Raw genomic sequence first — 24,212 nt, 5'->3', positions numbered from 1 at the left:
CTAAAACTGATCTCGCTTTCGACCAACAAACTCTGACAACAACTCGATTCTATTTTAGATCAGCATAAATTGTGGTTGGAAAACCAAGGCGGCGAACGAGCACAATTAGGTAATACCGATCTAAGTAATCTAGCGCTTCAAGATGTTGACCTTCGTTGCGCCAACCTGATACGTACTGATTTTAGTGGCGCCGATTTATCGGGTGCGGACATGAATGAGGCTGACATCACCTATGCCAATTTCAGCCACGCGAACCTCAACAATACGAGCTTCCGCGATGCTGACCTACGTAACGCCAACATGAGTTACGCCCAAATGCTCAACGTCGATTTACTGCGCGCCGATTTATTCCGTACCGATTTCAGCAATGCCCAAGTCAGTGACTCTGCTTTCAAACGAATCGACACAAGCAATACCATTATTGAGTTGCGAGATCCTACCCGACAGTGTCTCTCTGCCAAGTAGGTTCAAGCAGCGATGATCTCCAATGCGCTGATATTGTTGCATATTCATTCGATTATTCGATAAATACCGAATTGGACTGGGCACTCACCTACTGAACTCAGGTCGTAATAGCAGATCTCGCACCCCATATCACTAAGCATCGAACGACATTGTTCTTACTTGGTTTTTTGTTCTTACATATTTTCGATTCTCATGTATTATGTGCGCCCATAATTGTATGACAAATATGTAGCGCCGTTTCTGTATGACCAAAGCCACCAACCACGCGATTTTGCTCTTAGTATTCGCCAACCTGCTCGCCTCCTTTTCAGACGTTTCACTAAAAGTACTGAATGGCGAAGTGCCCACGTTCCAATATGTGTTTATCCGCCAGCTATTGAGCGTGATGTTGCTGCTCCCTTTTTGGCTAAAGCTACCCAAAGAGACGCGCATGCAAGGTGGTTGTCGCATCAATTTTTTGCGGGCTCAATTCATCCTAATGGGAAGCGGCTGCGCAATGATTGCCATCACACACCTAACGTTGGCGACCGCAAATGCGATGTTCTATGTTGGGCCCATTCTGATGCTCCCGCTTTCTATTGTTTTACTGAAAGAGAAGCCGACATCATCAAAAGTGGTGGCGACATTGATTGGTTTCGTGGGTGTGTTAATCGTGTTGCGTCCAGAGCAATTTCACTGGGCCGCTATTGCAGGGTTAGGCAGTGCGCTCGCCATGGGTGTCGGCAATATTTTGATTAAACGTCTTCACGCAGAACAACACATTATCTCGACACTATTTTGGACCAGTGTGATGACTCTACCGCTGGCGTTGGCTCTTGCTCTACCTGCATGGGCGGCGATTGAATGGCGTCATGTTGGGTGGATTATGGCAATCAACCTGTTCGTTCTTGGATACCATGCCCTTGTGGTGGTGGCTTATAAAAAAGCACCAGCAAACCAAATTGCTCTCGCGGAATACTCGGGGTTGGTGTTCGTGACCTTATTTGGCGTGATGTGGTTTGATGAGATTCCAGACATGTTGACCCTTGTCGGCATCAGCCTGATCGTCATTCCGATGATGCCAATAAAGTGGAAGAAGTACTTCAGTAAGCCAAATCAAACGGCGCTTGATATAGAAGCCAATCAGACTAAGTCTTAATTGCCAGCAGCATCCTTGCAGCGCATCGAGCTAACCCACTTTCGACCTATTCAAATGAGAAAAGGGACCGGTATTTCTACCCGTCCCTTTTTTATTTTCGTTTGTATAAGGTGTTACTTAAGCTTGAACACCAACACTTTGTTGTATGCCGTTACCATCAGTAAGTCTTGCTGTTTCCCGCCAATTTCTAGGTTGCTGATATGGCCCGCATCAATAGCAATGAAGTCTATCTGCTTACCGTCTTTATCGAACACACCCACGCCACCGTGCGCTGCAACAAATAGGTTGTCATCGGCATCAACAGCGACACCATCAACCATAGGTTCAGAGCCAGACTCCGCCTTCACTTGAGCAAACTGAGTCTTATTGCTGAGTGACTCTCCATCAACATCAAATCGGTATACCCAGCCATCAGATGTGTCGGCAACGTATAAAGAAGATTCATCAGAAGAAAAAGCGATGCCGTTTGGTAACTTGAACTCTCCAGTGATCAACTTTAGATCACCATTTAGGTAACGATAAACGCCATTAACCGCTTGCTCTGGTTCTGCCTTTGCTGGGCCGTAACCTTGGATACCAAACGGAGGATCGGTAAACCACACGCTTCCATCGCTATTAACGGTTAAATCGTTCGGGCTATTAAGCAGCTTGCCGTTATACGTTGCAGCGACAATCACTTTCTCTCCGTTGCCCTGACGGTACGACAGCTTTCTATCATGGCGGGCAGCCCACAGGTTGCCTTTGGCATCAATATCGAGACCATTGGCATAGCCAGAATTGTCATCAAAAACGCTCAACTTGCCGTTAAGGTCGTAAGAATAGGTTGTGTTATTTGGAATATCGCTAAACAAGAAACGTTGATGTTCCACATCCCATGTAGGGCCTTCAACAAAGCCGAATGAGTCTCCAACCAATGTTGGGTTGCTTTCTACAACAGAGGCAGCTGAAACATTCATAGAGGCAGCCTTTGCAGCGGTAATAAGTAGTAATTTGTTCATTGTTCTTCTCCTTTCTGTTTACGTTTTGAATCTTAGTTGCTTGAAGGAGTGAGAAAAACAGTACAAAATGACTTCACTGTTTACTAAATGGTGTTAATGATGAATTTGATTTATATGCAGACCTTCTTGACTGTCGCCGAAGAGCAAAGCTTCACCAAGGCCGCTGAAGTATTGGATGTGTCAAAAGGTTTGGTGTCTCGGCATGTACAACGACTCGAAGAAACATTGAATTCTAAGCTGTTTCACAGAACGACTCGTTCTATCAGCCTCACGGAAGTGGGTGAAGAGTTGTATTCGAAAGCGAAGCAAATTCAACTATTAGCAATCGAAGCGGAAATGCGTGTCTTAGACATGACGCAGGAAGTGGCAGGCGATTTGAAAATTACCGCCCCGATAGAGTTTGGGCGTGCGCTTTGTCGTCATATCATCCCTACTTTCAAGCAAGAGTATCCAAAAGTGGATTTGATTCTCGACTTTGGGCCGATGAAAAAGAAGATAGAGTCTGGCGACTTTGACATTGCTTTCCGAGCTTACGATGAATTGCCTAATGATGTGATTGCCAACGATCTCGGGCATATCCGCAATGTTCTGGTTTGCAGTGCAGGTTACGCATCGACTAACCCACTCGCCACCACCAAAGACATCCATAAATGCAGCTTCATTCTTAACAGTCAAAATGAACGTTGGAATCAGCTGGAGTTGATCAATGGCGAACAAACCTACCATGTTGAAGTAACCGGAAGCGTTAGCTCTAATACCTACAGTTCAATTTTAGAGTTAGCGATGCAAGGGATAGGTGTCGCCAGCTTGCCGTTCTATCAAGTTGAAGAGCAGATCAAACAAGGTAAGCTTATTCACGTGTTCCCAGAATGGTCGATAAAAGCCCAAAAGCTAAGCCTTATCTATGCTCAAAGAAGAGTAACACCGCAGAAGTTGGTCACTTTTAACCGAGCGGTAAAAGAGTGGTTGGATTCGAATAACGCTTATACGTTGTGAGTTTTAGAACGCTGAATTTTTCAATTGGAACGCTTGGACGTTCCATTCATATCAGGCGCAATCACAATACTTTTCAATAGCTAATGAGCTGACTGTACTCGTCGATTTTGAAACACCCTCCCCCTCTAACTCCCCCTCAAGTTGAGTTCATCACCCCCTCTAGATTGACGACCGAGGGGGAGAATCTTCTTTGGCGCTGAATGTGAAAATGCGCATGTCGCCATCGGCATTCAGTTCCTCCCCTTTCCACGAAATCATAATGGGTCGAAAATACGGATTAAGGGGAGATTAGGAGGGAATTTGAGGTTGGTGTGATTACCGAGGGAGGTTGGGCTAACACGGATTTGCCCCAAAATCAGCTAGACCAAATACTCTACAAGATCTGTGTCGTTCATTTTACCCTACAAAAAGTTATCCTATATGATGCAACTCAACACGATTTGACCTTTATTATGATTATTTGACCTGTCAGGTTGCCTATTTAATTGGTTTAATCATCAGATCCTCTTGCTGAGGATAATAAACCACTGAAAATATTGTTAATATCCTTTTTATTTATCAGTGAAGTCGACTCCCATGAGATATGAATCCGCTCCTGTAGCTCCAGAAGAAAGACAAGAAACCACAACAGAACGTGCAGTACGTCAACATCGAGAACGTCAGGAAGAGCTGAGATATACCGCGAGCGATGAGAAACGATGGGCTGAAAATAGAGAGCGTGTTCTTGCTGAACGCGAAGCTGCCCAACAAGCTTACGACCTAACAGAAAAAGAATGGAACGATGATTTACAAAAGCAAGCTAAAGAATATCAGTGGGACACCTCTCGACAAGAGAACGTGAGTATTGCGGTACTGACTGTTGAAGAAGGTAACGAGTATTTAGACTTGCTCATCAAAGACTCGCATGGACAGCTTTCGAATGGCAAGGACTACACTGGCGTAGGTATGGGGCTTAAAGGCGCTTATGAGGTCGCTAAAGAGCTTGGCGGTTGGGGGGCAACCGCTAAAGCTGTCAATATCAATGGTGTAATGAATATTGTGGTTGAGAACTACAAGCCTAAATATTTAGACCTAGGTATCCGTTGGCAAGAAGCAACACCACAATTGCTTAAAATTGGTCACGCCCTAAATACCGTTCAAGGCAATGTCAGTTTCTTGAAAGGCAACATCTATGTAGAGCTTGTGTTTAGTGGTGCGGTTAATGCAGTTAACTACATTTTACATGATGAAAAAACGCTAGGTGAAGTGGTCGGCCAATTTACAGCGGATATATCTAAAGGTGTGGTTGCAGGCGTAATAGCTCAAGGTGCTACTTTAGTATTAAGAGCTGGATTAACCCTAGCGTTTGCTACCCCGCCTACAGCATTGTTACTAGGTTTCTTTGCCATAAGTGCATTTTACATTGGTAAGAAAGTATCTGAAGTAGATGACAAATATAGATATACTGAACCAATGAAAAAAGAAGTAGAGAGATTAATTGATGAAAATTAACCGCTTAAAGGCATTTGCTTTCTGTTTGATTTTTTCATCACTTTTTCTGCTATCGGCTCACGATGTTATGGGGGTGTTTGATGCACATAAACTGCTTCATGATAAAATAGTCGTAAGTGGGGCGATTAATGATGCTTCTACATTTACTTTTTCTTGGGCAATGTTTGTTATGTCTGTATTCATGGTCATCTGCCTGATTACAGGGGAAAAGCTCCTCTGGATACCCAAGATATTTATAATCATTCTTGGGAGTATAACTGTATTAGCTTTTCTAACCGGCTGGAAGGTAAATGGAGCATTGAAGGTAAAACTTCATGAGAAAAGCTATATCGAATGCACCTCTGAACAAGAACTCACATTAAAATCCTCAAGTCGGACGTATGTTTTAGACCCTAGCTTGTGTGATTAAATTATTTTTCATGCTCTTGGCACAAGCTACGCTGTTAGCGTATGTACGCGTCATGCGCTAACTCTCCCAAAGCTATTATTCAATACTTGAAGTTATCCATTAATTGCTAATATTCTATTTGTCGTAACGCATTTTTGTCCAGAAACGTTTTTAAAATTGATCAAACTCTATTGTCCTCCGACAACAATGGCTAGATATAGAGCGAGCATAGGGTCAGATAGAGTTTAAAAGTAGGTAGTGGTTAGGGGGGAGTTGGTGATCTTAATTACACATCCCTGTGTAACGTATTTTGAATGTCAGCTGGCTTTAAAGAGCTTCATAAATTGACTAAAGCGTGGAATCAGGTTTTGCACAGTCGGCGCATCGGGAATCTCATTTACAAAAATCATAAAGCGCTGTGCTTTACTTTTATCACCTTGAGCAGTCCCTGCTAGTATTGCTTGAGCTAAAATTACATGCTCAGCGGTAACGTCCTTATTCGAAAATTCGTGAATCAACATAGAAAATCCTAATAAGTATAAATACGGATATAATAATACAATATATTGATGTTTATATCGATAGCTTATGGCATTCATCAATGTCAGATTTGTGTAAAAACAATACTGGACAGTGAGCTTAGTGACTTTCCATACTTATGCTAATTCGTGATTTGCTAATACTTGGTTCTCCGAAGCTCATTTCTGTCCAGATGCTTCGTAGGATGAATTTTTACCTTTGGCACTTCCTTTCTCGAAAGTGCCTTAAACGTTTCATTAGGTATGGCACGAGTAATACAACTAGCTAATGTGAAAAACAGGTACATTGCTCACCAAACAGCGATAAAAAAAATTCGTTTCCAAATTTTGAAATAGACCCAGTAAAGCGCAGTGTTATTTTTTGTTATTGGGGATCTACATGCCCAGAACAAGTATAGGACTGACCATCAACACCACGAATAGCGATCTGGTAGTTCAGCGCCAATCCATTGCCGACGATATCTGACAGGCCCTCAGTTTCTGGATTGTTCATGCGATCGTGGTACATCTGACAAACGTGTTCTTCACCATGCCATTTTGATTGCACCTCTTCGATTCCATCAGCCTCGATGTCTACGCGAGCAACTCCATTTGTGCGCTTGGCTGCTTTAGTCGTGATGATCGTCGTCGTCATTGATGTATAACGGATACCATCGATTTTCGAACTGGCTTCGGTAAGTTGGTCGTGGTCTGCGTGTGTGATAATTGGGTCAGACACGAAGGCGTTCGCAGCCTTTACCTTTAAGCTGGTACAGCCAGTAATTGTCACAAGTGCAAGTGCGATAGCTGTTAAACCAATGGTTTTGATTGAGGTCATTTCATTGTCCTGTTAGTCATTCTGTCTGGGGTTTACTATAAACAATAAAACACTGTATTATTAGTTCAAACTATGAATACTAACTTACCGATAATAGAAAGCCGCGACTAGGATTGGTTACTTGTTTAAGGCTGCTCTAAGTCTAACTCTTCACGTGGTTGGTCGTGAATGTCCTTTGGGATTCGTATCATAAGGGCTATGTTAGATCCGGGTTATCCATAAGCTTTGTTAAATTAGAAAAAGCGCAACTCAATTTTATCCAAATCCAATTCAACACACCCAAAACAAAAAGGGATTGGTATCTCTACCAATCCCTTCACTACTTGTTTATAAAGTAACGGTTCTTATTCTCTACAAGCTCTCTATTGCCTTTTGTACCGCAGGGCCAATCTGACGCTTACGCGAAGTGACGCCTTCTAATGTCAGCATGTCGCTTGTTGGTTCAGCGTTGAAAGCCGATTTGATGACTTGATAGTCGCTTTCATCCACCCACAATAAGTTCGCTTCTTTGTTCTTGGTATCTGTGATTGAAAAGAACAGATGGTCTAGCCCGTTCTCTTTTTTGTAAGTCTTCATTGCTGCTAGAAGATCGTCTTTACGGTCAATCAGTTGTTGAGCCATTAGTGTTTCAGCAACACCGATACCCACCTGTTTGCCACCGTACTTAAAGTTTTTGTAATCCAGCGTCAGAATGGTTTCAGATGAAAGGTGGCTAAGATCTGACTTAGCAACCAACATCTGTTGACCGAAGTCTTCGATATCTGAAATGCCTGCAACCTTCGCCAGCTTCTCTGCGTATTCACGATCATGATCTGTTGTAGTTGTTGATTGGAATACCACTGTGTCAGAAAGAATCGCACCCAAGCCAACACAAGCGAGGTGTTTAGGTAATGTCACATCGAGCTTTTCAGCATTGTCAGCCAGTATAGTTGCAGCTGAACCCCAACCTCGGATATCCATCTCGACAATCTGCGGGGTGTTAATTGGAGAGCCACCAATCGCATGATGATCGACCACTGCCACAATGGATGCTTGATCAATAGTTGGTGCTAATTGAGTCACTTGGTTGAAGTCAACCAGCCCCACTCGGTATGAAGAGTAACCTGTCTCTACACGTGGAGATTCCGCATTACAGTAGTTCAAGATGAAGGTGGATTCTGGATTGATAGGCTCAGGTACTGTCGCTGTACCGCCATAGATATGAGCCGCGAGCATCGCAGACATTACCGTGTCGCTGTCTGGGCTTAGGTGCCCTGTCCATACGAGATCTTCACTGTTTTCATTGGCAGATTGTTGAAGACTGAAAGCATAGCTTGCTGAGCTAAAAGACATAATTACGGCTGCAACGACAGGGGTTAGCTTCACGGGTATTTCCTTATTTGAATACGACATAGAAGCCCATAAGCTAAACACCAAAAATTTCAGAACCGTGTCACTAATATTTCAGATTTACTTCAGTGAGTAACGAAATGTAATTTCCCTCACTTTGAGAGTCTTCTTCTCCCATCAATTGTACCTCCCCCTTTCTATTACACGCCCGCCACAACCAATTTTGGATTAGTTCAGCTTTTCATTATTTCACAATGAATTTCAATGAACCCTAATAATAAGAAAGCTAAGACACTGATTTATTGACCACATAACATCATCAACCCACATATTAGAAATAAGATAATCTTATTAAAAATGGATTATCGAAAGGCACAAAAAAGGCTAAAAAGCAGCCTTATTGAGTAAGCATAAATGTGACATTCAATCATCGAGATCGAGGTTCTGTTCCTCCCCTTTCCCATTACTAGTAAGGGATCGTAGATGTACACCAAGGGGAGGTTAGGAGGGAATTCTAGTGCTTGTACCTAAAGGTATTGCTGTCATCAACAATCTCGATTTTGACAGGCACGGTGCCTTGTTTAACGTTGCCGATTTTTGCAAATGCCTTGTGCGAAAGGTCGATCACTCGGCCTTTTACATAAGGGCCTCGATCATTAATTTTCACATCAACAGACTTGTTATTGTCTGTATTGATCACTCTCACGATAGTGCCAAAGGGCAAAGTTTTATGAGCCGCAGTATTCGCATTCATATTATAGGTCTCACCACTTGCTGTGAGCCTTCCATGGAATTTATCGCCATACCAAGAAGCTTTACCAGCAAGAGCATGTGACTTGGCATATTCCTTTGTTTTAGAACTGCCGACAGCCGACGTTGAGGTGCATCCGGCTAATATCATAAGAACAAGAGCGGTAAAGATAATATGTGATTTTTTCATATGGTTTGTGTGCGCTAATCTCTGCATGTTTCTCTATTTTCGTTGTTGTTGGTTAGCAATATAATGCTGAGTATAGTCACTGCTCAGCCAAGGCTACCATTCGGTATGATGACGGAATGTTTTCATGAACGACACTTTCTTCCGTCATATTCATGAAAGGTTTTATCGTCAAAACGTCAACTTTAACAACGTCTTAAATTTGTACATTTCTCAATCACTTCATGTAGATAAGTCACTCAGCCAAACATCCAAATACAAAAAAGGATTGGTATCTCGACCAATCCTCTTTAGGGGATGTTTCGTTTTTCTGCCTATGGTAGGTAGATAACGCGATTACTCGTAATCAGTCACGTACGCTTCTTCTCGGCTGTATAAGTTACGCTTTACTGGTTTGTACCGAATTCGTCATCGATTTGGCTTTAGTTTCAGGCACCAAAGACATCAACCCGGTAATAACAAGAGCAGCAACACCCGACATCGTGACTGGTGAGCCAAATATGCTTTGCACTAGCTTGGGTGCTTCTTTCAATAAATCCGGTACTAGCATTACCCCCAGTCCTAAACCTAATGAGATGGCAATCGTCATGATTCTGCGACGATCCAGCTTCTCACTAGCGATAATCTTGATGCCCGCCGCAGCAACCGTACCAAACATCACCAATGTCGCTCCGCCTAATACTGGCTTTGGAATCGTCATTAATACCGCGCCTAAGATGGGAAATAGACCTAATAGAAAAAGAATTGCCGCAATGAAGTAGCCAATGTAACGACTCGCAATCCCCGTAAAATGGATCACACCATTGTTCTGGCTGAAAGTCGTGTTTGGAAAAGTATTAAATACAGCGGCGATAAGCGAGTTCACGCCGTCACCTAGCACGCCAGCTTTGAGTCGATTGATGTATTTTGGACCCTTAACTGGTTGGCCTGAGAACATACTGTTGGCGGTAAGGTCGCCCGTCGTTTCAATAACAGTAATCAAGTAGATAAAAGCAATAGGAAGGAAGGCTTGCCAATCAAAAGCGAAACCGTATTTAAATGGGACTGGGATACTCAATAGCGGTTGAGATGCAAAAGAAACCATTGGCGCTTTGCCCATCAGAATAGCAACGCCCCACCCTACAACCAATCCGACTAAAATCGACGACAGCCTTACCATGGTGTTGTTGCTTAGGTTAAGTGCCACTATGGTTCCGAGCACAATCGCACCCAACATCAGATTGCTTCCAGAACCAAAATCTTCTGCGCCAACACCACCAGCGATATCAGTGACGCCGACTTTAATCAAAGAGACACCAATCGTCGTGATAACGATGCCGGTCACAACGGGCGTGATCACTACTTTGAGTTTTTCGATAAAGCGCGATAGGACGATTTCGACAAATGCACCAAAGAAGCAGACACCAAAAATGGTGGCGAGCATCTCATCCGGCCCACCGCCATTTGCTTTAACAAGAAAACCCGCACCTAAGACAGAACCTAAGAACGCAAAGCTGGTCCCTTGGACACAGATCATCCCTGCGCCAACTGGCCCTATTTTTCTAGCTTGTATAAAAGTGCCAACCCCAGACACCATCAATGCCATGCTGATCAAATAAGGGATGTGTTCACCCAACCCTAAAACACCGCCAATAATGAGCGTGGGTGTGATAATTCCAACAAAGCTGGCTAATACATGCTGCAGCGCCGCGTAACTGGCTGCTTTGACTGATGGTCGATCGTCTAATCCGTAGATCAATTCACTGTTCTGTTCCATGTGACTTCCTTTATGTATTTTTTATTGTATACAATTTACATAAAGGCAATAGAGCAACATATATGCCAATGGTTTAACATCATATTTATCAATCAGTTAAGTTTTCGCTCAAGCCAATGCTGCACTATAGATCAACAATGTCGGCTTGTTTTAGTGCAACCGATAGTTTATCCGATGTTCCTAAATTAAGCCCTACAGACACAAAAAAAGGATTGGTATTGCTACCAATCCTCTTTAGGGGGTGTTTCGGTTTTTCTACCTATGGAAGGCAGTAACGCTATTACTCGTAATCAGTCGCGTACGTATCTTCGTATGTGTGCGAGTAGAATTCGAATAGGTTGCCAAACGGGTCTTCTAGGTAAACCATTTGTGCTTGTTTTAGTTCGTCTTCTGGGTGGTAACGCATGATGTCCATACGAACCTTACCGCCATACTCTTCAACGCGCTTGATAGCTGAATGGAACTGTTCTTTTGGAAGCTGTAGACAGAAGTGGAAGATGCCTAGGCGAGAGAAATCAACTTCGTGACGCTCTTGGCGATCTTTCATTTCGAACAGCTCAACACCGATGCCATCAGATGTGACTAGGTGTGCAATGTTGAAGCCTTTGAAGCCTTCACCAAATACTGCGATACACATACGGCCGATTGCTGATTCGCGCTCTTCCATTACTTTGGTGTTGTTCATTACGATTCTTAGACCCAGCGCTTTCGTGTAAAACTCGACTGCTTTGTCCATGTCGCCAACCATGATGCCTACGTGATTCATTTTCATAACTTGCTCCAAATTCGTTTTTAATTCTGTGCGTTTCGAAGACTGGCTTCGATGTTTCGTTTCGATGGAGAGAGTATATGGAGATGTGACGATTAACTGAAATTATCATAAATTATATTAATGATAATTTTTTGTTATTTACAGATTTAGCATCAAATCCCAGCTCGCTGAAAGAAGCCATGCCTGCCCTTGCCTACTTACCTACTTACCTACTTAGATACTTAGATACTTAGATACATAGAGGCTTACGTGAATAGAGATAAGCCGAAATAAAGAACAGCCTAAAGAGCATAGCTACCCAAATAGAACGTAGCCCTAGTTTGATAGCTTTTGTCGATAGCGATCTTCTTACGAAGATAGGATTTGCCTATTGAATCTATAGAAATGTCCGATTTCACTAATTTTCGGTGCGAATGCAATATAGCTCCATCGACGCGGGATAGCGTTAAACACTACAAATTAGAAAGAGAGTCGAATCATGATCAACACAGAAATTAAACCATTCAACGCGACAGCATTCAAAAACGGCGAATTCGTAGAAATCACTGAGCAAGACGTTAAAGGCAAGTGGGCTGTATTCTTCTTCTACCCAGCAGACTTCACGTTTGTATGTCCAACTGAGCTAGTTGACCTACAAGACAAATACGCAGAGCTTCAATCTCGCGGCGTAGAAGTTTACTCAGTATCAACTGACACGCACTTCTCTCACAAAGCATGGCACGATACTTCTGACAAAATCGGCACTATCGAATACTTCATGGTAGGCGACCAAACAGGCAACATCACAAATAACTTCAACGTTATGCGTGAAGGTCAAGGCCTTGCAGACCGTGCAACGTTCCTAATCGACCCTGAAGGCGTTATCCAAGCAATGGAAATCACAGCTGAAGGCATCGGCCGTGACGCAGAAGACCTACTACGCAAGGTTAAAGCAGCACAATACGTAGCCGCTAACCCAGGTGAAGTTTGCCCAGCTAAATGGAAAGAAGGCGAAGAGACTCTAGCTCCATCTCTAGACCTAGTAGGCAAGATTTAATCTAAGCCTAGCTAACAAGAATAGCTAAACGGTTCTACAGGCGCGCTTCGGCCCCCCTCCTAAAGGGCAGTCGCGCGCCACCCTTTCAAAACATCAACACCACAATATTTGCCGACTTGCGCCCCCTTTTTATTTTCCTTTTTCAGCAAGAAGGTATTGGTCAATACCAAGACACAGAATTTAAGAGCAGGCACGATTATGTTAGATCAAGCAATGAAGCAGCAGCTAAAAGCATACCTAGAAAACCTAAAAACCAATGTTCAGTTAGTGCTTAGCCTGGATGGCAGCGACACCGCGAACAAACTTCAAGATCTGGCGAATGACATCTCGTCTTTAACCGATAAAATTGAAGTGACTCGCGATGACAGCGCAAGCACTCGCAGCCCTATCATGCAGGTCGTGAACCAAGAGAAAGGCACCGCGATCGGTTTTGCCGGTTTGCCAATGGGTCACGAATTTACGTCACTGGTTCTAGCACTGCTTCATAGTGGTGGTCACCCTATCAAGCTTGAAGCGGACGTAATCGAGCAAATTAAAGAACTCGATCAAGAGCTTAATGTAGAGATTTTTATCTCGCTCTCATGCCAAAACTGTCCAGAAGTGGTTCAAGCCTTCAATATGATGTCGGTGATTAATCCTCTGGTTAAGACAACGATGATCGACGGCGCAGCATTCCAAGATGAAGTGAAGTCTCGCGACATCATGGCAGTACCAAGTGTATTCGTTAATGGTGAGCTATTTGGTCAAGGCCGTATGTCACTGGCTGAAATCCTTAACAAGGTTGATTCAGGCGCAGCGGAAAAGAAAGCAGCAAACCTAAACCAACAAGCACCGTTTGATGTATTGGTTGTCGGCGGCGGCCCTGCAGGTTCTTCAGCGGCAATTTATGCTGCACGTAAAGGCATTCGTACTGGTGTGGTTGCTGACCGATTCGGCGGCCAAGTGATGGACACCATGGCGATTGAGAACTTTATCTCAGTAAAAGCGACAACTGGCCCTAAATTAGTGGCAAGCCTTGAAGAGCACGTAAAAGAGTACGGTGTTGAAGTGATGACTGAGCAGCGCGCTGCAAACATCATTGCAGCAGAAGACACTGAAGACGGCTACATCCACGTTGAGCTAGAGAGCGGCGCAACACTACGAGCTCGCACGGTTATCACAAGTACCGGTGCTCGCTGGCGTGAAATGAACGTTCCGGGTGAGCAAGAGTACCGCAATAAAGGCGTCGCTTACTGCCCACACTGTGACGGTCCTTTATTCAAAGGTAAGAAAACAGCGGTTATTGGTGGTGGTAACTCAGGCATCGAAGCGGCAATTGATTTAGCGGGTATCGTTGAACACGTAACCGTACTTGAATTTGCAGACACATTGCGTGCCGACCAAGTGCTTATCGACAAAGCGAACGCAACACCAAACATCGAAATCATCAAGATGGCACAAACAACGCAAGTGATTGGTGATGGCAACCGTGTAACCGGTCTGGAATACAAAGACCGCAACACCAATGAACTTAAACAGATTGAACTCGCAGGTATCTTTGTTCAAATCGGCCTGATGCCAAACAGCGAATGGTTGAAGGGTTCGAAAGTTGAGCTCTCACCACGCGGTGAAATTGAAATTAACGCTCATGGCGCAACATCAATGAAAGGTGTGTTCGCAGCGGGTGACGTAACAACCGTACCTTACAAACAGATCATCATTGCGATGGGTGAAGGTGCAAAAGCAAGCTTAGGTGCATTTGACCACCTAATTCGTAACTCAGCTCCAGTTAAAGAGGCAGAAACCGCTTAATCTTTACACTGAAAAGCTTAAAGCTTTTAACTCAAGTTCCTTAAATATTTGTTAACTTAATTCTTTACTGTTAACGACTTAGTCGACATTTAGACGCCACTCCTATGGATTTAGGAGTGGTTTTTTTCTTTGTGATTTACGCCGGTTGATAAAGCATAAAGGCAACCACCATCGCTAAGCTTCCGCCCAAGCAACGGTTCACAAACATCATCTTTTTTGGTGATTGCAGTAGCTTTTTAAGCATGGTGCCGCAATACGCCCACACCAACATGCACGGTACACCGGTAATCACCATACCCGCGATAATGGTCACCACTTGAATCAAGTAATCTGCATTCGGAGTGATGAACTGCGAAAACACGGTTAATGACGCTATCCAACCTTTAGGATTTAACACCTGCACCAACACACCCGACACAAAGCCTGAACGATTGTCGGTGGTGCTTTCTTCGATTTGCATATTCGCAATCGACCACGCCATGAACAGCAAATAAGCCGCACCCGCGTATTTCAAAATGCTGTATAGCTCTGGGTAAAGGGTAAATAGGCTCACCAAACCGACACTAGAACCCGCCAGTACGATGATGATGCCAACAGCGTTCCCAGAGATAAAAGGTAAAGTCGCAGCAAATCCATAACGACTTGAAATCCCAAGTAATGCGATATTGCCTGCCCCAGGGGTAATTGCAATTGATGTTGAAAATAGCAAGAACGCCAGCATTAATTGAGAGCTCATTTCCTCTCACTCCTAATAAGTAAAGTATTTATAGGGAGAGAGTTTACAGATTCGACTAGGAATTAAATTGCTATATAGGCTAATATTAATCCAAATTTGAGCAAGACTTTTCTAAAATAGCCATGAAACAGAAAGAATCCACCAAAGAAGTGTTAGATGACACAGATATCGCCATCTTAGAGCATATCCAGCAAGACGGACGCATGAGCAACAGCAAGCTCGCAGAGAAGGTCAACCTCAGCGAAACCCCATGCTGGCGTCGTTGGAAACGCATGGAGGAAACTGGCTATATCGATGGTTACGCCGCTAAGCTGAATCGTAAGAAATTAGGCTTTCATGTGGCTGGTTTTACTCTTGTGACCTTGGGTAACCATGAAGTTGAAAACACAGAACCATTCGAAGAATTTGTCGCGGTAACCGATTGGATTCCTATGTGTCACTGCATTGCAGGCGGCGCCGATTACATGGTGCAAGTGTTGGCCAAAGATTTGGAAGAGTACTTTGAGCGTATTAGCTCGATCAGAAGAGTCAAAGGCGTGAGTGCGATTCAGTCGAACATCTCAGTAAAAGAGTTGAAAAACAGCTATCGATTACCGCTTTCAGATTAGCTCCCTAAAACACATAAAACAAAAAGCCCAGCCGCGATAGATTTCTAAAGTCTAAGGCTCTGGGCTTAACGTTATTATTTACTGGGTTAACTGGCTTAGCTATTCACAAGGATGAGCTAGATGGATCAAGGCTAAACCACCGAGTGATGTTTCACGATATTTCTTGTTCATGTCTTTACCGGTTTGGTACATGGTTGCGATGACCTTATCGAGTGAGATCAAAGACTTGCAGTTTCGCTTCAATGCCATGCGAGATGCATTAATTGCCTTCATCGCACCCATCGCATTTCGCTCGATACACGGCACTTGAACCAAGCCGCCAATTGGGTCACAAGTCATACCCAATGAGTGTTCCATCGCGATTTCCGCCGCAATACAGATCTGCTCATTGCTGCCACCGCGTAGTGCCGTTAATCCCGCAGCCGCCATAGAGGATGATACGCCTACCTCACCTTGGCATCCTACTTCCGCACCAGAGATCGAAGCGTTAGTTTTGTACAGAATACCAATCGCGCCCGATACCGCTAAGAAATCTTTTAACTGCTTAGTATCCAACTCTTTAATGAAGCGATGGTAGTACATCAACACAGCAGGAATAACGCCCGCCGCACCATTGGTTGGTGATGTTACCACTTGGCCACCAGCCGCATTTTCTTCGCTAACCGCAAACGCAAACAAGTTAATCCAATCCATGATTTCCATTGGGTCGTTTTCAACCGCCGCATTCGCTTCTAACTTTTTCAGTAGGTTAGGCGCACGACGAGTTACGTTCAAACCACCATCAAGAATGCCTTCGGTTTCAAAGCCACGCTCCATACAACGACTCATCACTCGCCAGATTTGATCCGCTTTCTCTGAAATAATGTCAGCGCCTTCGAACTCCGCTTCATTTTTTAGAATCATACCACCGAGGCTCATCCCACTATTGTCAGCTTGTTGAAGCATTTCATCGGCGTTTTTGAACGGGAAAGGAACTTCTACCGCTTGGGTTTGAGTACCATTTTGCAGTTCATCAGCAGTTGCGATAAAACCGCCGCCAATCGAATAATAAGTTTCATCGACAATCACGTTGCCACTCTGGTCAAACGCAGTAATCATCATGCCATTTTCATGCAGAGGCAGATTGTCTTTGTGGAACAACATGTCGGTTTCGTAGTTGAAGGCAATGTGCTTGGTGCCCGCTAAATCCATCTCACCACTGTCTACGGCATGACGCATTGCTTGGTTTGCGCTGGTGATTTTGATGGTGTCTGGTTTATTGCCGAGTAGCCCCAATATTGTAGCTCTGTCGGTGTGGTGACCTATGCCAGTCAATGACAAAGAACCGTATAAATCCACCTGAATACGCGTCACTTCTGCGATTTTATCAGCGATTAATTGTGTGAAATGGAAACCCGCAATCATTGGGCCGTTGGTGTGAGAGCTCGATGGCCCAACACCAATTTTGTAGATATCAAAGATCGATAACATAGATATACCAGTAAAAAATCGGTCAATTAAGAAAGAGCGGCATAAAGCCAATCAGGGATAACAGTACAAGCAGCAATCGTCACAACAGCGAACACCAACAAGCCATAATGACTCGCGGTAGGCTTTGCAAACAAATGCTTTTGCTTTTCTATAAATTCATTTTGTTGCTCGGTTACCTCTCCCCAGAAGCGGCTCACAACAACACCTAACACTAAGAAAACCACAGTGCCAATCAAGGCAAACCAAGGCCAAGCTATTCCGCTGTATTTGGCGATGAATACGACGGCCACACTGCCAATACTGCCCGCAATTACGCCTTTCTCGTTTGCTTGTTTGAAGAACAAACCCAAGATGAAAGAGCCAAGGCGAATACCAACAAAAATAGAGGTTAAGCTCGCAATCGTTTTAAGCACTGATTCATTAGAAACAGCCAGTAACGCAGGCACAACAACCGACGCTGCAGCAACCAGGCTCATTTTTCTAGCCACTGATTCATAGTGCGCGTCAGAGGCTTGCTTACGGAAGAAGCGCTTATAGAAATCGAACGTTGCGACCGTCGCCATTGAGTTATAGGTGGAATCCAATGTCGACATTGCCGCAGCCGAAAGTGCTGAGATCACCAAACCAACAATGATTGGGTTGGTATGGTTAAACACAAAATCGAGAATCACTTCGTTGCTGTTTTCAAAACTGCTGTCTTGATAAAAGACACTTAACAGCACCCCCATCACAGCAAAGAACAGATAAACAAAAAATGCGCCGTAGCCACAAAGCAACATCGATTTTTGCGCTGTTTTAACACACTTAGTCGCCAATGTTCTTTGAATAATCAGTTGGTTAGTGCCATACACACTCAGGTGCAAGAAGCTCACAGCCACTACGCCGGCCCACAATGTGGTATCGACGCCTAAGTCAAAATCGAGATTGATGATATTCAAATGTTCAGGAGACAACATCTCGCCCGCATCGATTTTCATCAGCAATAAAACAAAGATCGCAATGCTGCCGATAATCAACACTGCTGACTGAAGCATGTCAGTCCAGATTACAGTCGAGATACCACCCGCATAGGTATACAACGCAGTAAATACGCTGATGTAGATGATCGCCTCAGAGATACTCACTGGCAGCACTTGCACTAAGATCAGGGCTACCGCATACAGAATAACCCCTGCCGAAATACACTGAACCACAATGAACACGATGGAATTGATCGTGCGAGCAACAACGCCAAAGCGGTGCTCTAGGTATTCGTAAATCGAGGTTAGGCCGAGCTTGTAAAACACCGGAACAAAGAAAAGCACAGTGAAAAAGATCACTATTGGATAGTTCAAATGTACGCTCATCGCTTCCATGCCTGAGCTATAAACCCAGCCCGGCATGCCAACGAACGTCATTGCGCTGATGTAGGTTGCAAGAATCGACACACCTGCCGTAAACCAACCAAACTGTTTTCCACCAGTCGAAAAGTCGCCACCGACGCTATAGCGCCTATTAACTAAGTAGCTGATAAACAAAGTAGTTAGCACATAAAGAGCAATAACCACAAAACTTGAGTACGTAACCATTTTTAGATTCCGTTTATTGTATGTCGCAATTAATTCGCTGCCAATAGTACTCAAAAATGGATGTTTTCCCTCAAAAACCCACAATAAGTGTGACTATTATCACTAAGATAGACGATTAAACACTCAAACCACCCCACAAAGCACAAAAACCCAGTTAAATGAGATCAAGTTCACTAAAATGCACAAAATGGGTACGCACTCATTTTAAAATTGACTTTGATCACGGATCTAATAACCACAAAAATTCTATTATCTCTCCCGAAATGAAGACGGTGTGATGAAGCTAAATAATCAACACACAATAATTAAAACCAAAACCACCCTATATAAAATAAAGGTTTATCGGTCATGACCATTAAAAAACACATGAGCGAAGTTCCTATGATTCAAAGGGTAGCCGCATATCTAGCAATTCTAGTAGGTTACTTTTTTTATTGTTATAACTTTGTAATTATTGACTACGTACGCCCATACATTGTGGAAGAATATGCTGGTATTAGCCTTTCTGATACCGCTCAGTTCTACACTTGGCAGTCGGTTGGTGCTCTGATTGGTGCTCTGAGCTGTGCATGGTTCGCAACCAAGTTCGGCAAGAAGTCCACACTAATAGCAATTACGGCATTAAACGGTGGTGCAACCATCATCAACATGATGTTTACCGACTACGCCACTTGGGCTGCAATGCGTTTCATCATTGGACTATCTTTAGGTGGTTACTTCACTGTAGCTGTATCTTTGATGATTGGCCTATTTACACCAACGGTTCGCGGTAAGTTGACTGCTTTTGCTTCTTCAATGTTCTCTGTTGCTTTAGTGGCAATGGGCGCTTACGCAGCCTTCATTACAAGTGTTGATGCACCTTGGCAGAGCCTAATGTGGGTAGGTGGTATTCCACCGCTTGTAGCAGCAGCGTTAATGATCTTTGTATTACCAAGCGACAAAACTGTGATCGCCTACGGTGAAGAAGATCAACAAACAACAACCAATACAGCTGGGGAAGTAACCGAAGCTAAAAAAGGTTCTTGGGGTGAGATGTTAAGCAAGCCTTACCGCAAAATTACGATTACTTGTTTACTTCTTTCTGGTCTTAACTTCTACGGATTCCAATTCTTCGGTGGCTTTGTAACTACCTACCTGAAAGATGTTCGTATGTTTGATGGTGCAACCATCGGTTTGATCTTCTCTATCTCAGCATTTGGTTCACTCTTCGGTGCTTGGTTCTGGGGATGGGCAGCCGATAAGTACGGTCGTAAGATCAACGCGTTCGGCTTCATCCTCGCAGGTATCATGGTTTCTATCTTCTTTGTCGCACCTGGCGACATGATGATTGGCGGCCTAAACATGCTGGCTCTTCTGGGTCTTATCTACAACTTCGGCCTGTCTGCTTCTGCAGTATGGGGCGGTTACTTCTCTGAATTGTTCCCAGCACGCTTGCGTAGCTATGGTGCAGCTTTATTCCATGGCGGTCGTATTATCGGCATGTGGGCACCAATGGTTCTTATCTTCATCCAAGAGCGTACCGACCTACAAACAGCAATGTGGGGCTCACCAATCGTATGGATTATCGCCGGCCTACTATGGCTAACACTGCCTGAAACTCTAAAAGGTGGCGTCTTCGATAAGAGCAAAAAAGCTGAAACAGCAAAAGCTTAATTCGACACTCATACGCTGAAGTTCAAATACGAAAAGTTTAAAGCCGGCTGATAAATCAGCCGGTAACAAAATCCAAATCGAGTCCTGTTCCGAATGTTGACTCGACAACACAAAGAGAAATTATTATGTCTAAATATCAAGAAGCGAAACGCATTGTTCGTGAATACTTCGATGCAATGGAAAACGCAACTCACGAGAACGTTGCTGAAGTTTTAAAAGCACACACTTCTGAAGATTACTTGTGGCGCGGTGTTTACCCATTCCGTGAGCAAGAAGGCGCACAAGCAGCAGCTGACGTATTCTGGGCACCAATGATGAAGTCAATGACTCGCATGCAGCGTCGTCAAGACATCTTCATCGGTGGTAACAACGAAGTTAACCCAGATGAGATTTGGGTAATGAGCATGGGTCACTTCATGGGTCTATTCGACGCTGAATACTTAGGCATGCGCCCTACTGGCAAGATCATGAACGTTCGCTACGCAGAGTTTAACTGTGTGGTTGACGGCAAAATCACTAAGACAGGCCTGTTCCTAGACCTTCTAGGCATGATGGATCAAGCGGGTTGCTACCCACTTCCACCATCAACTGGTAAGCACTTCGTATACCCTGGCCCACGTAACCACGACGGTCTGCTATTCGAAGACGCGGCTCCAGAAGAAGGTGTTGCGACACTTGCTCTAGTAAACAAAATGGTTGATGACCTGTCTGCTCTTAACGACAGCGGCGCGATGGGTTGCCCACCAGAAGTACTAGCGAAGAGCTGGTCAAAAGACATGATTTGGTACGGCCCATGTGGTATCGGCGCGTCTTACACAATTCCTCGCTACCAACAACAGCACCAACTTCCTTTCCGTAACAACCTGAAAGACAAGAAGTTCAACGGCCACGTTTGTCGTTTCGCTGAAGGTAACTTCTCTTGTTTCTTCGGTTGGCCAAACCTATCAAACACACCAACAGGTGGCTTCCTAGGTATGACTGGCGGTGAAGTACGTGCAAACATGCAAGTAGTTGACGTTTACTACCGTGACGGTGACAAACTGTCTGAGAACTGGGTTCTTATCGACCTTCCTTACTGGCTACAACAGCAAGGTCTAGATGTGTTCGAACGCACTTCAAGCATCATGAACCCAACGCTGTAATCGATACGCTTTAATCCAAAAGATTGAAACGAAATAGTGGCAACCTAAATAGACATCTGATTTAGGTTGCCACGCTTACTGGGGGACCCTTCTCGCTCCTAGTAAGTGCTCCAACCAATTCATTATTGCTCCACTAATAACTGAATCTACTAGTGCCTCATGGATGGGGTACACCCTGCCAAACCATTACCAATATAACGGGCTTGAAAGCACGGTGGCTTTCTACGGCCTGAATAAAGAGAATTACAATGAAAAAGTCGATTCTTTCAGCAGTGATCCTGACAGCACTTACCTCAGGTTCTGCTTTTGCTGCACACACTTTTACCAATGACGCGGGCGATAGCCTTACTTTAGACGGTCGTTTCGACGTTCGTTACCAAGATAAGGGCGGCGACCACAACGGTGAGTGGAACAGCGGTAGCTCTCGTTTCGGCCTTAAAGGTCAAATGGGACTCGATAACGGCTGGACTGGCTTTGGCCATGCTGAATGGGGTTACAACTCAGGTGCTAACGGCGACAATATTTACGACCGACTTCTATACGCAGGCGTAGAGCACGACAAATACGGCAAGATCGCAGCAGGTACTAAGCAGTGGTCTACTTTTTATGACGTCGCATGGTACACCGACTTAGGTCGTGTCTTCGGTACTCGCGGCTCAGGTGTTTACAACCTTTCTGACTGGGGTATTGCATCTGGTACAGGTCGAGCAGAAAACTCCATTACTTACCGTAACTCAATCAACGACCAAGTAAGCTACGGCTTCACTTACCAAACGACACGTGAAGAAGTGGCACTAGCGAGTAATGCGACAGCTTCATTGAAAAACGGAATGGGTGCGTCAATCACTTACAAACCGGTTGATGGCGTAACACTAGGTGCAGCTTACCACCAAAATGAAATTGCAGACCTAGACTCAGGTGTGGTTGGCGTAGAAAATGGCGACAACATGCGCATCATGCTATTGGGTGCGAACTACAGCAACGGCGGCTTCTACGCAGGTGCCACTTTCCATGTTAGCGAAAACTGGGAAGCTGTAAGCCAAGGCGGTACGGATGTAATGTTCGATACCCTAGGTGGTGAAATCTACACGTACTACCACTTCGACAATGGCCTACGCCCTACGTTGAACTACAACTACATGGAAGATCGTGATGACCAAACAGATGGCTATGAGCGTAACCTGCTTATCCCTGGTGTTGAATACCACTTCCAGAAGAACAAATTCCTAGTTTGGACTGAATACCAATTCGACCTAGGTAAAGATCAGCTCGTTGGCAATAAATTCGAAAACAGAGATGACCAATTCGCTGCAGGTATTCGTTACTACTTCTAACGCCCAGTTAGTCGATTCATAAATTCTTTAAACAAAGCTCTGCTCTTACGCAGAGCTTTTTTGGGTCATACCCAGAATAATATTCAACACTCTCTATTAACCCTTATTTTTCATCCAATCATGGCATATTGTATTTTTGAGTACGTACCTAATTATGTTACTCTATGCACAATCAATTTGGTTCAAAAGTATGGTCTATGAACTCTCCAAAACACTCTTCGCTGTCCAAAACAACCGTAACATCTAAAGATGTCGCTAGACTTGCTGGCGTTTCTCAATCAACTGTATCTCGCGTATTTGTACCGGGAAGTTCAGTGTCTGAAAAGACCAAGCAGAAAGTGTTCGATGCCGCGAAATCGTTGAATTATCGTCCCAATGCTTTTGCCCGTAGCCTTACGACAAATGAATCAAAATTGATTGGCTTAGTTTTCCCTGATGCCGACTACCCTATCCACATGAAAACTCTGCAACTTATCTCTACTGAGCTACAAAAACAAGGTTACTCTGCGGTATTGATTCCTTGGCAAGTTGATGGAAACGACAACCACTCGATTCCTAATATCTTCCAATACCGAGTTGATGGCGTAATTGCTGCTTCGGCGACCTTTAATAAGTCGCTTTATGAAGAGTGTGAAGAATTCGACATTCCTATCGTTCAGTTCGCACGTGTTGTTGAAGGGACTAAGAGTAGCCATGTGGTGAGCGACAACTACGCCGCTGGCCAAGTTGCCGCTCAGCATTTGCATAGCGTAGGGACAAAGTCGGCGGTTTACCTGACAGGTAATGTTCCAACCTACACTAACGGCGAACGTGAAGCAGGGTTCTGCTCAGAATTTGAAGAACTTACCGGTGAACAAGCTCGTGTTATTGAAGCTGACTATGACTACCTTGATGCTCTAGATACCATTCGGACTCTGTTTTCAGAACCCACACATCCTCAAGCGATTTTCTGTGCGACAGATAACCTCGCGATGGCAGTAATGGATGTGGCGCGCTTAGAATTTAACCTGCGTATTCCAGAAGATCTTCAAGTGATTGGTTTTGACGATATCCCACAGACTCAATGGTTGAACTACCAACTCACTACCTTCAAGCAAGATTTCAGACGCCTTGCACGTGAATCAGTGAAAATTGTCGTTAGCCAGATTCAAGAGCAAGACACAAGCTTGGTTAAGCTGATGGTGCCAGTGAAGTTCATTGAACGAAACACGACGCTAAAACAGAACCAACGTTAAGACGCTTTCAAAC

Annotated in this window: 22 protein-coding genes; 12 read left to right on the top strand and 10 right to left on the bottom strand. The window is 44.2% G+C overall.

Annotated elements, in window-relative coordinates:
• Positions 1-69: 69 nt before the first annotated feature.
• Positions 70-465 carry a pentapeptide repeat-containing protein gene (locus tag AB4486_RS17610; RefSeq protein WP_017066655.1) on the top strand — a complete coding sequence of 132 codons (396 nt, stop codon included), beginning with the start codon at positions 70-72 and terminating at the stop codon, positions 463-465.
• A 244-nt stretch (positions 466-709) separates the two neighbouring features.
• Positions 710-1,603, top strand: a complete 894-nt coding sequence (locus AB4486_RS17605) for a DMT family transporter (protein WP_017080421.1) — start codon at positions 710-712, stop codon at positions 1,601-1,603.
• Between the two features lie 113 nt (positions 1,604-1,716).
• Here AB4486_RS17605 and AB4486_RS17600 read toward each other — a convergent pair whose 3' ends face one another.
• Entirely contained in the window at positions 1,717-2,601 is an 885-nt protein-coding gene (locus AB4486_RS17600) for an SMP-30/gluconolactonase/LRE family protein (protein ID WP_372117940.1), read from the bottom strand.
• Between the two features lie 99 nt (positions 2,602-2,700).
• Between AB4486_RS17600 and AB4486_RS17595 the strand changes: the two genes are divergently transcribed.
• The 3 genes from AB4486_RS17595 (at position 2,701) to AB4486_RS17585 (ending at position 5,497) form a co-directional block, all read left to right on the top strand.
• Positions 2,701-3,597 carry a LysR family transcriptional regulator gene (locus AB4486_RS17595; protein WP_372117999.1) on the top strand — a complete coding sequence of 299 codons (897 nt, stop codon included), beginning with the start codon at positions 2,701-2,703 and terminating at the stop codon, positions 3,595-3,597.
• A gap of 576 nt (positions 3,598-4,173) precedes the next feature.
• Positions 4,174-5,088, top strand: a complete 915-nt coding sequence (locus tag AB4486_RS17590; RefSeq protein ID WP_229647364.1) for a hypothetical protein — start codon at positions 4,174-4,176, stop codon at positions 5,086-5,088.
• Positions 5,078-5,497, top strand: coding sequence for a hypothetical protein (locus tag AB4486_RS17585; protein ID WP_371729322.1), 420 nt, complete (start codon positions 5,078-5,080; stop codon positions 5,495-5,497). The genes AB4486_RS17590 and AB4486_RS17585 overlap by 11 nt, the downstream gene beginning before the upstream one ends.
• 296 nt (positions 5,498-5,793) lie before the next feature.
• Here AB4486_RS17585 and AB4486_RS17580 read toward each other — a convergent pair whose 3' ends face one another.
• The 6 genes from AB4486_RS17580 to AB4486_RS17555 form a co-directional block, all read right to left on the bottom strand.
• A complete protein-coding gene (locus AB4486_RS17580) occupies positions 5,794-5,997 on the bottom strand; it encodes a pyrophosphatase (protein WP_102420170.1) in 204 nt (67 codons plus the stop codon).
• 382 nt (positions 5,998-6,379) lie between these two features.
• Entirely contained in the window at positions 6,380-6,832 is a 453-nt protein-coding gene (locus AB4486_RS17575) for a hypothetical protein (protein WP_102503346.1), read from the bottom strand.
• Between the two features lie 351 nt (positions 6,833-7,183).
• Positions 7,184-8,197, bottom strand: a complete 1,014-nt coding sequence (locus tag AB4486_RS17570) for a manganese-dependent inorganic pyrophosphatase (RefSeq protein ID WP_372117937.1) — start codon at positions 8,195-8,197, stop codon at positions 7,184-7,186.
• Between the two features lie 478 nt (positions 8,198-8,675).
• Positions 8,676-9,128, bottom strand: a complete 453-nt coding sequence (locus AB4486_RS17565; protein ID WP_372117934.1) for a septal ring lytic transglycosylase RlpA family protein — start codon at positions 9,126-9,128, stop codon at positions 8,676-8,678.
• A gap of 349 nt (positions 9,129-9,477) precedes the next feature.
• Positions 9,478-10,854 carry a uracil-xanthine permease family protein gene (locus AB4486_RS17560; RefSeq protein ID WP_054541753.1) on the bottom strand — a complete coding sequence of 459 codons (1,377 nt, stop codon included), beginning with the start codon at positions 10,852-10,854 and terminating at the stop codon, positions 9,478-9,480.
• A 280-nt stretch (positions 10,855-11,134) separates the two neighbouring features.
• On the bottom strand, positions 11,135-11,626 hold the full coding sequence (locus AB4486_RS17555; RefSeq protein WP_029406249.1) for a VOC family protein: 492 nt from the start codon (positions 11,624-11,626) through the stop codon (positions 11,135-11,137).
• 478 nt (positions 11,627-12,104) lie between these two features.
• On the opposite strand from AB4486_RS17555, the gene ahpC reads away from it, so the two are divergent.
• Entirely contained in the window at positions 12,105-12,662 is a 558-nt protein-coding gene (ahpC, locus tag AB4486_RS17550; RefSeq protein WP_016798107.1) for an alkyl hydroperoxide reductase subunit C, read from the top strand.
• Positions 12,663-12,860: 198 nt separating this feature from the next.
• Positions 12,861-14,453 carry an alkyl hydroperoxide reductase subunit F gene (ahpF, locus tag AB4486_RS17545; RefSeq protein WP_372117931.1) on the top strand — a complete coding sequence of 531 codons (1,593 nt, stop codon included), beginning with the start codon at positions 12,861-12,863 and terminating at the stop codon, positions 14,451-14,453.
• Positions 14,454-14,589: 136 nt separating this feature from the next.
• Here ahpF and AB4486_RS17540 read toward each other — a convergent pair whose 3' ends face one another.
• Positions 14,590-15,189 carry a LysE family translocator gene (locus AB4486_RS17540; RefSeq protein WP_372117929.1) on the bottom strand — a complete coding sequence of 200 codons (600 nt, stop codon included), beginning with the start codon at positions 15,187-15,189 and terminating at the stop codon, positions 14,590-14,592.
• A gap of 122 nt (positions 15,190-15,311) precedes the next feature.
• On the opposite strand from AB4486_RS17540, the gene AB4486_RS17535 reads away from it, so the two are divergent.
• Positions 15,312-15,797: an Lrp/AsnC family transcriptional regulator gene (locus AB4486_RS17535; RefSeq protein ID WP_017065258.1), complete on the top strand. Its 486-nt coding sequence runs from the start codon at positions 15,312-15,314 to the stop codon at positions 15,795-15,797.
• A gap of 99 nt (positions 15,798-15,896) precedes the next feature.
• Here the strand turns inward: AB4486_RS17535 and AB4486_RS17530 are convergent, their stop codons facing one another.
• The gene (locus AB4486_RS17530; protein ID WP_136979737.1) at positions 15,897-17,267 is read right to left on the bottom strand and encodes an L-serine ammonia-lyase; all 1,371 of its coding nucleotides are present in this window, start codon (positions 17,265-17,267) and stop codon (positions 15,897-15,899) included.
• A gap of 26 nt (positions 17,268-17,293) precedes the next feature.
• A complete protein-coding gene (locus AB4486_RS17525; protein WP_017065256.1) occupies positions 17,294-18,835 on the bottom strand; it encodes a sodium:solute symporter family transporter in 1,542 nt (513 codons plus the stop codon).
• Positions 18,836-19,183: 348 nt separating this feature from the next.
• Here AB4486_RS17525 and AB4486_RS17520 point away from each other — a divergent pair, with 348 nt between their 5' ends.
• The 4 genes from AB4486_RS17520 to AB4486_RS17505 all read left to right on the top strand — a co-directional run bounded on the left by AB4486_RS17520 (position 19,184) and on the right by AB4486_RS17505 (position 24,199).
• Positions 19,184-20,488 (top strand): MFS transporter, encoded by a 1,305-nt coding sequence (locus tag AB4486_RS17520; protein WP_372117927.1) that lies wholly within the window; start codon positions 19,184-19,186, stop codon positions 20,486-20,488.
• A 125-nt stretch (positions 20,489-20,613) separates the two neighbouring features.
• Positions 20,614-21,630, top strand: coding sequence for a nuclear transport factor 2 family protein (locus tag AB4486_RS17515; RefSeq protein WP_017065254.1), 1,017 nt, complete (start codon positions 20,614-20,616; stop codon positions 21,628-21,630).
• 248 nt (positions 21,631-21,878) lie between these two features.
• On the top strand, positions 21,879-22,964 hold the full coding sequence (locus tag AB4486_RS17510; protein ID WP_372117925.1) for a porin: 1,086 nt from the start codon (positions 21,879-21,881) through the stop codon (positions 22,962-22,964).
• A gap of 197 nt (positions 22,965-23,161) precedes the next feature.
• Positions 23,162-24,199, top strand: coding sequence for a LacI family DNA-binding transcriptional regulator (locus tag AB4486_RS17505; protein WP_102429122.1), 1,038 nt, complete (start codon positions 23,162-23,164; stop codon positions 24,197-24,199).
• Positions 24,200-24,212: the final 13 nt, after the last annotated feature.

Origin of the sequence: Vibrio sp. 10N.222.55.C6 (assembly GCF_041473395.1) — a bacterium.
Taxonomy (GTDB): domain Bacteria; phylum Pseudomonadota; class Gammaproteobacteria; order Enterobacterales; family Vibrionaceae; genus Vibrio; species Vibrio crassostreae_C.
This window is presented reverse-complemented; position numbering and strand designations above follow the sequence as displayed.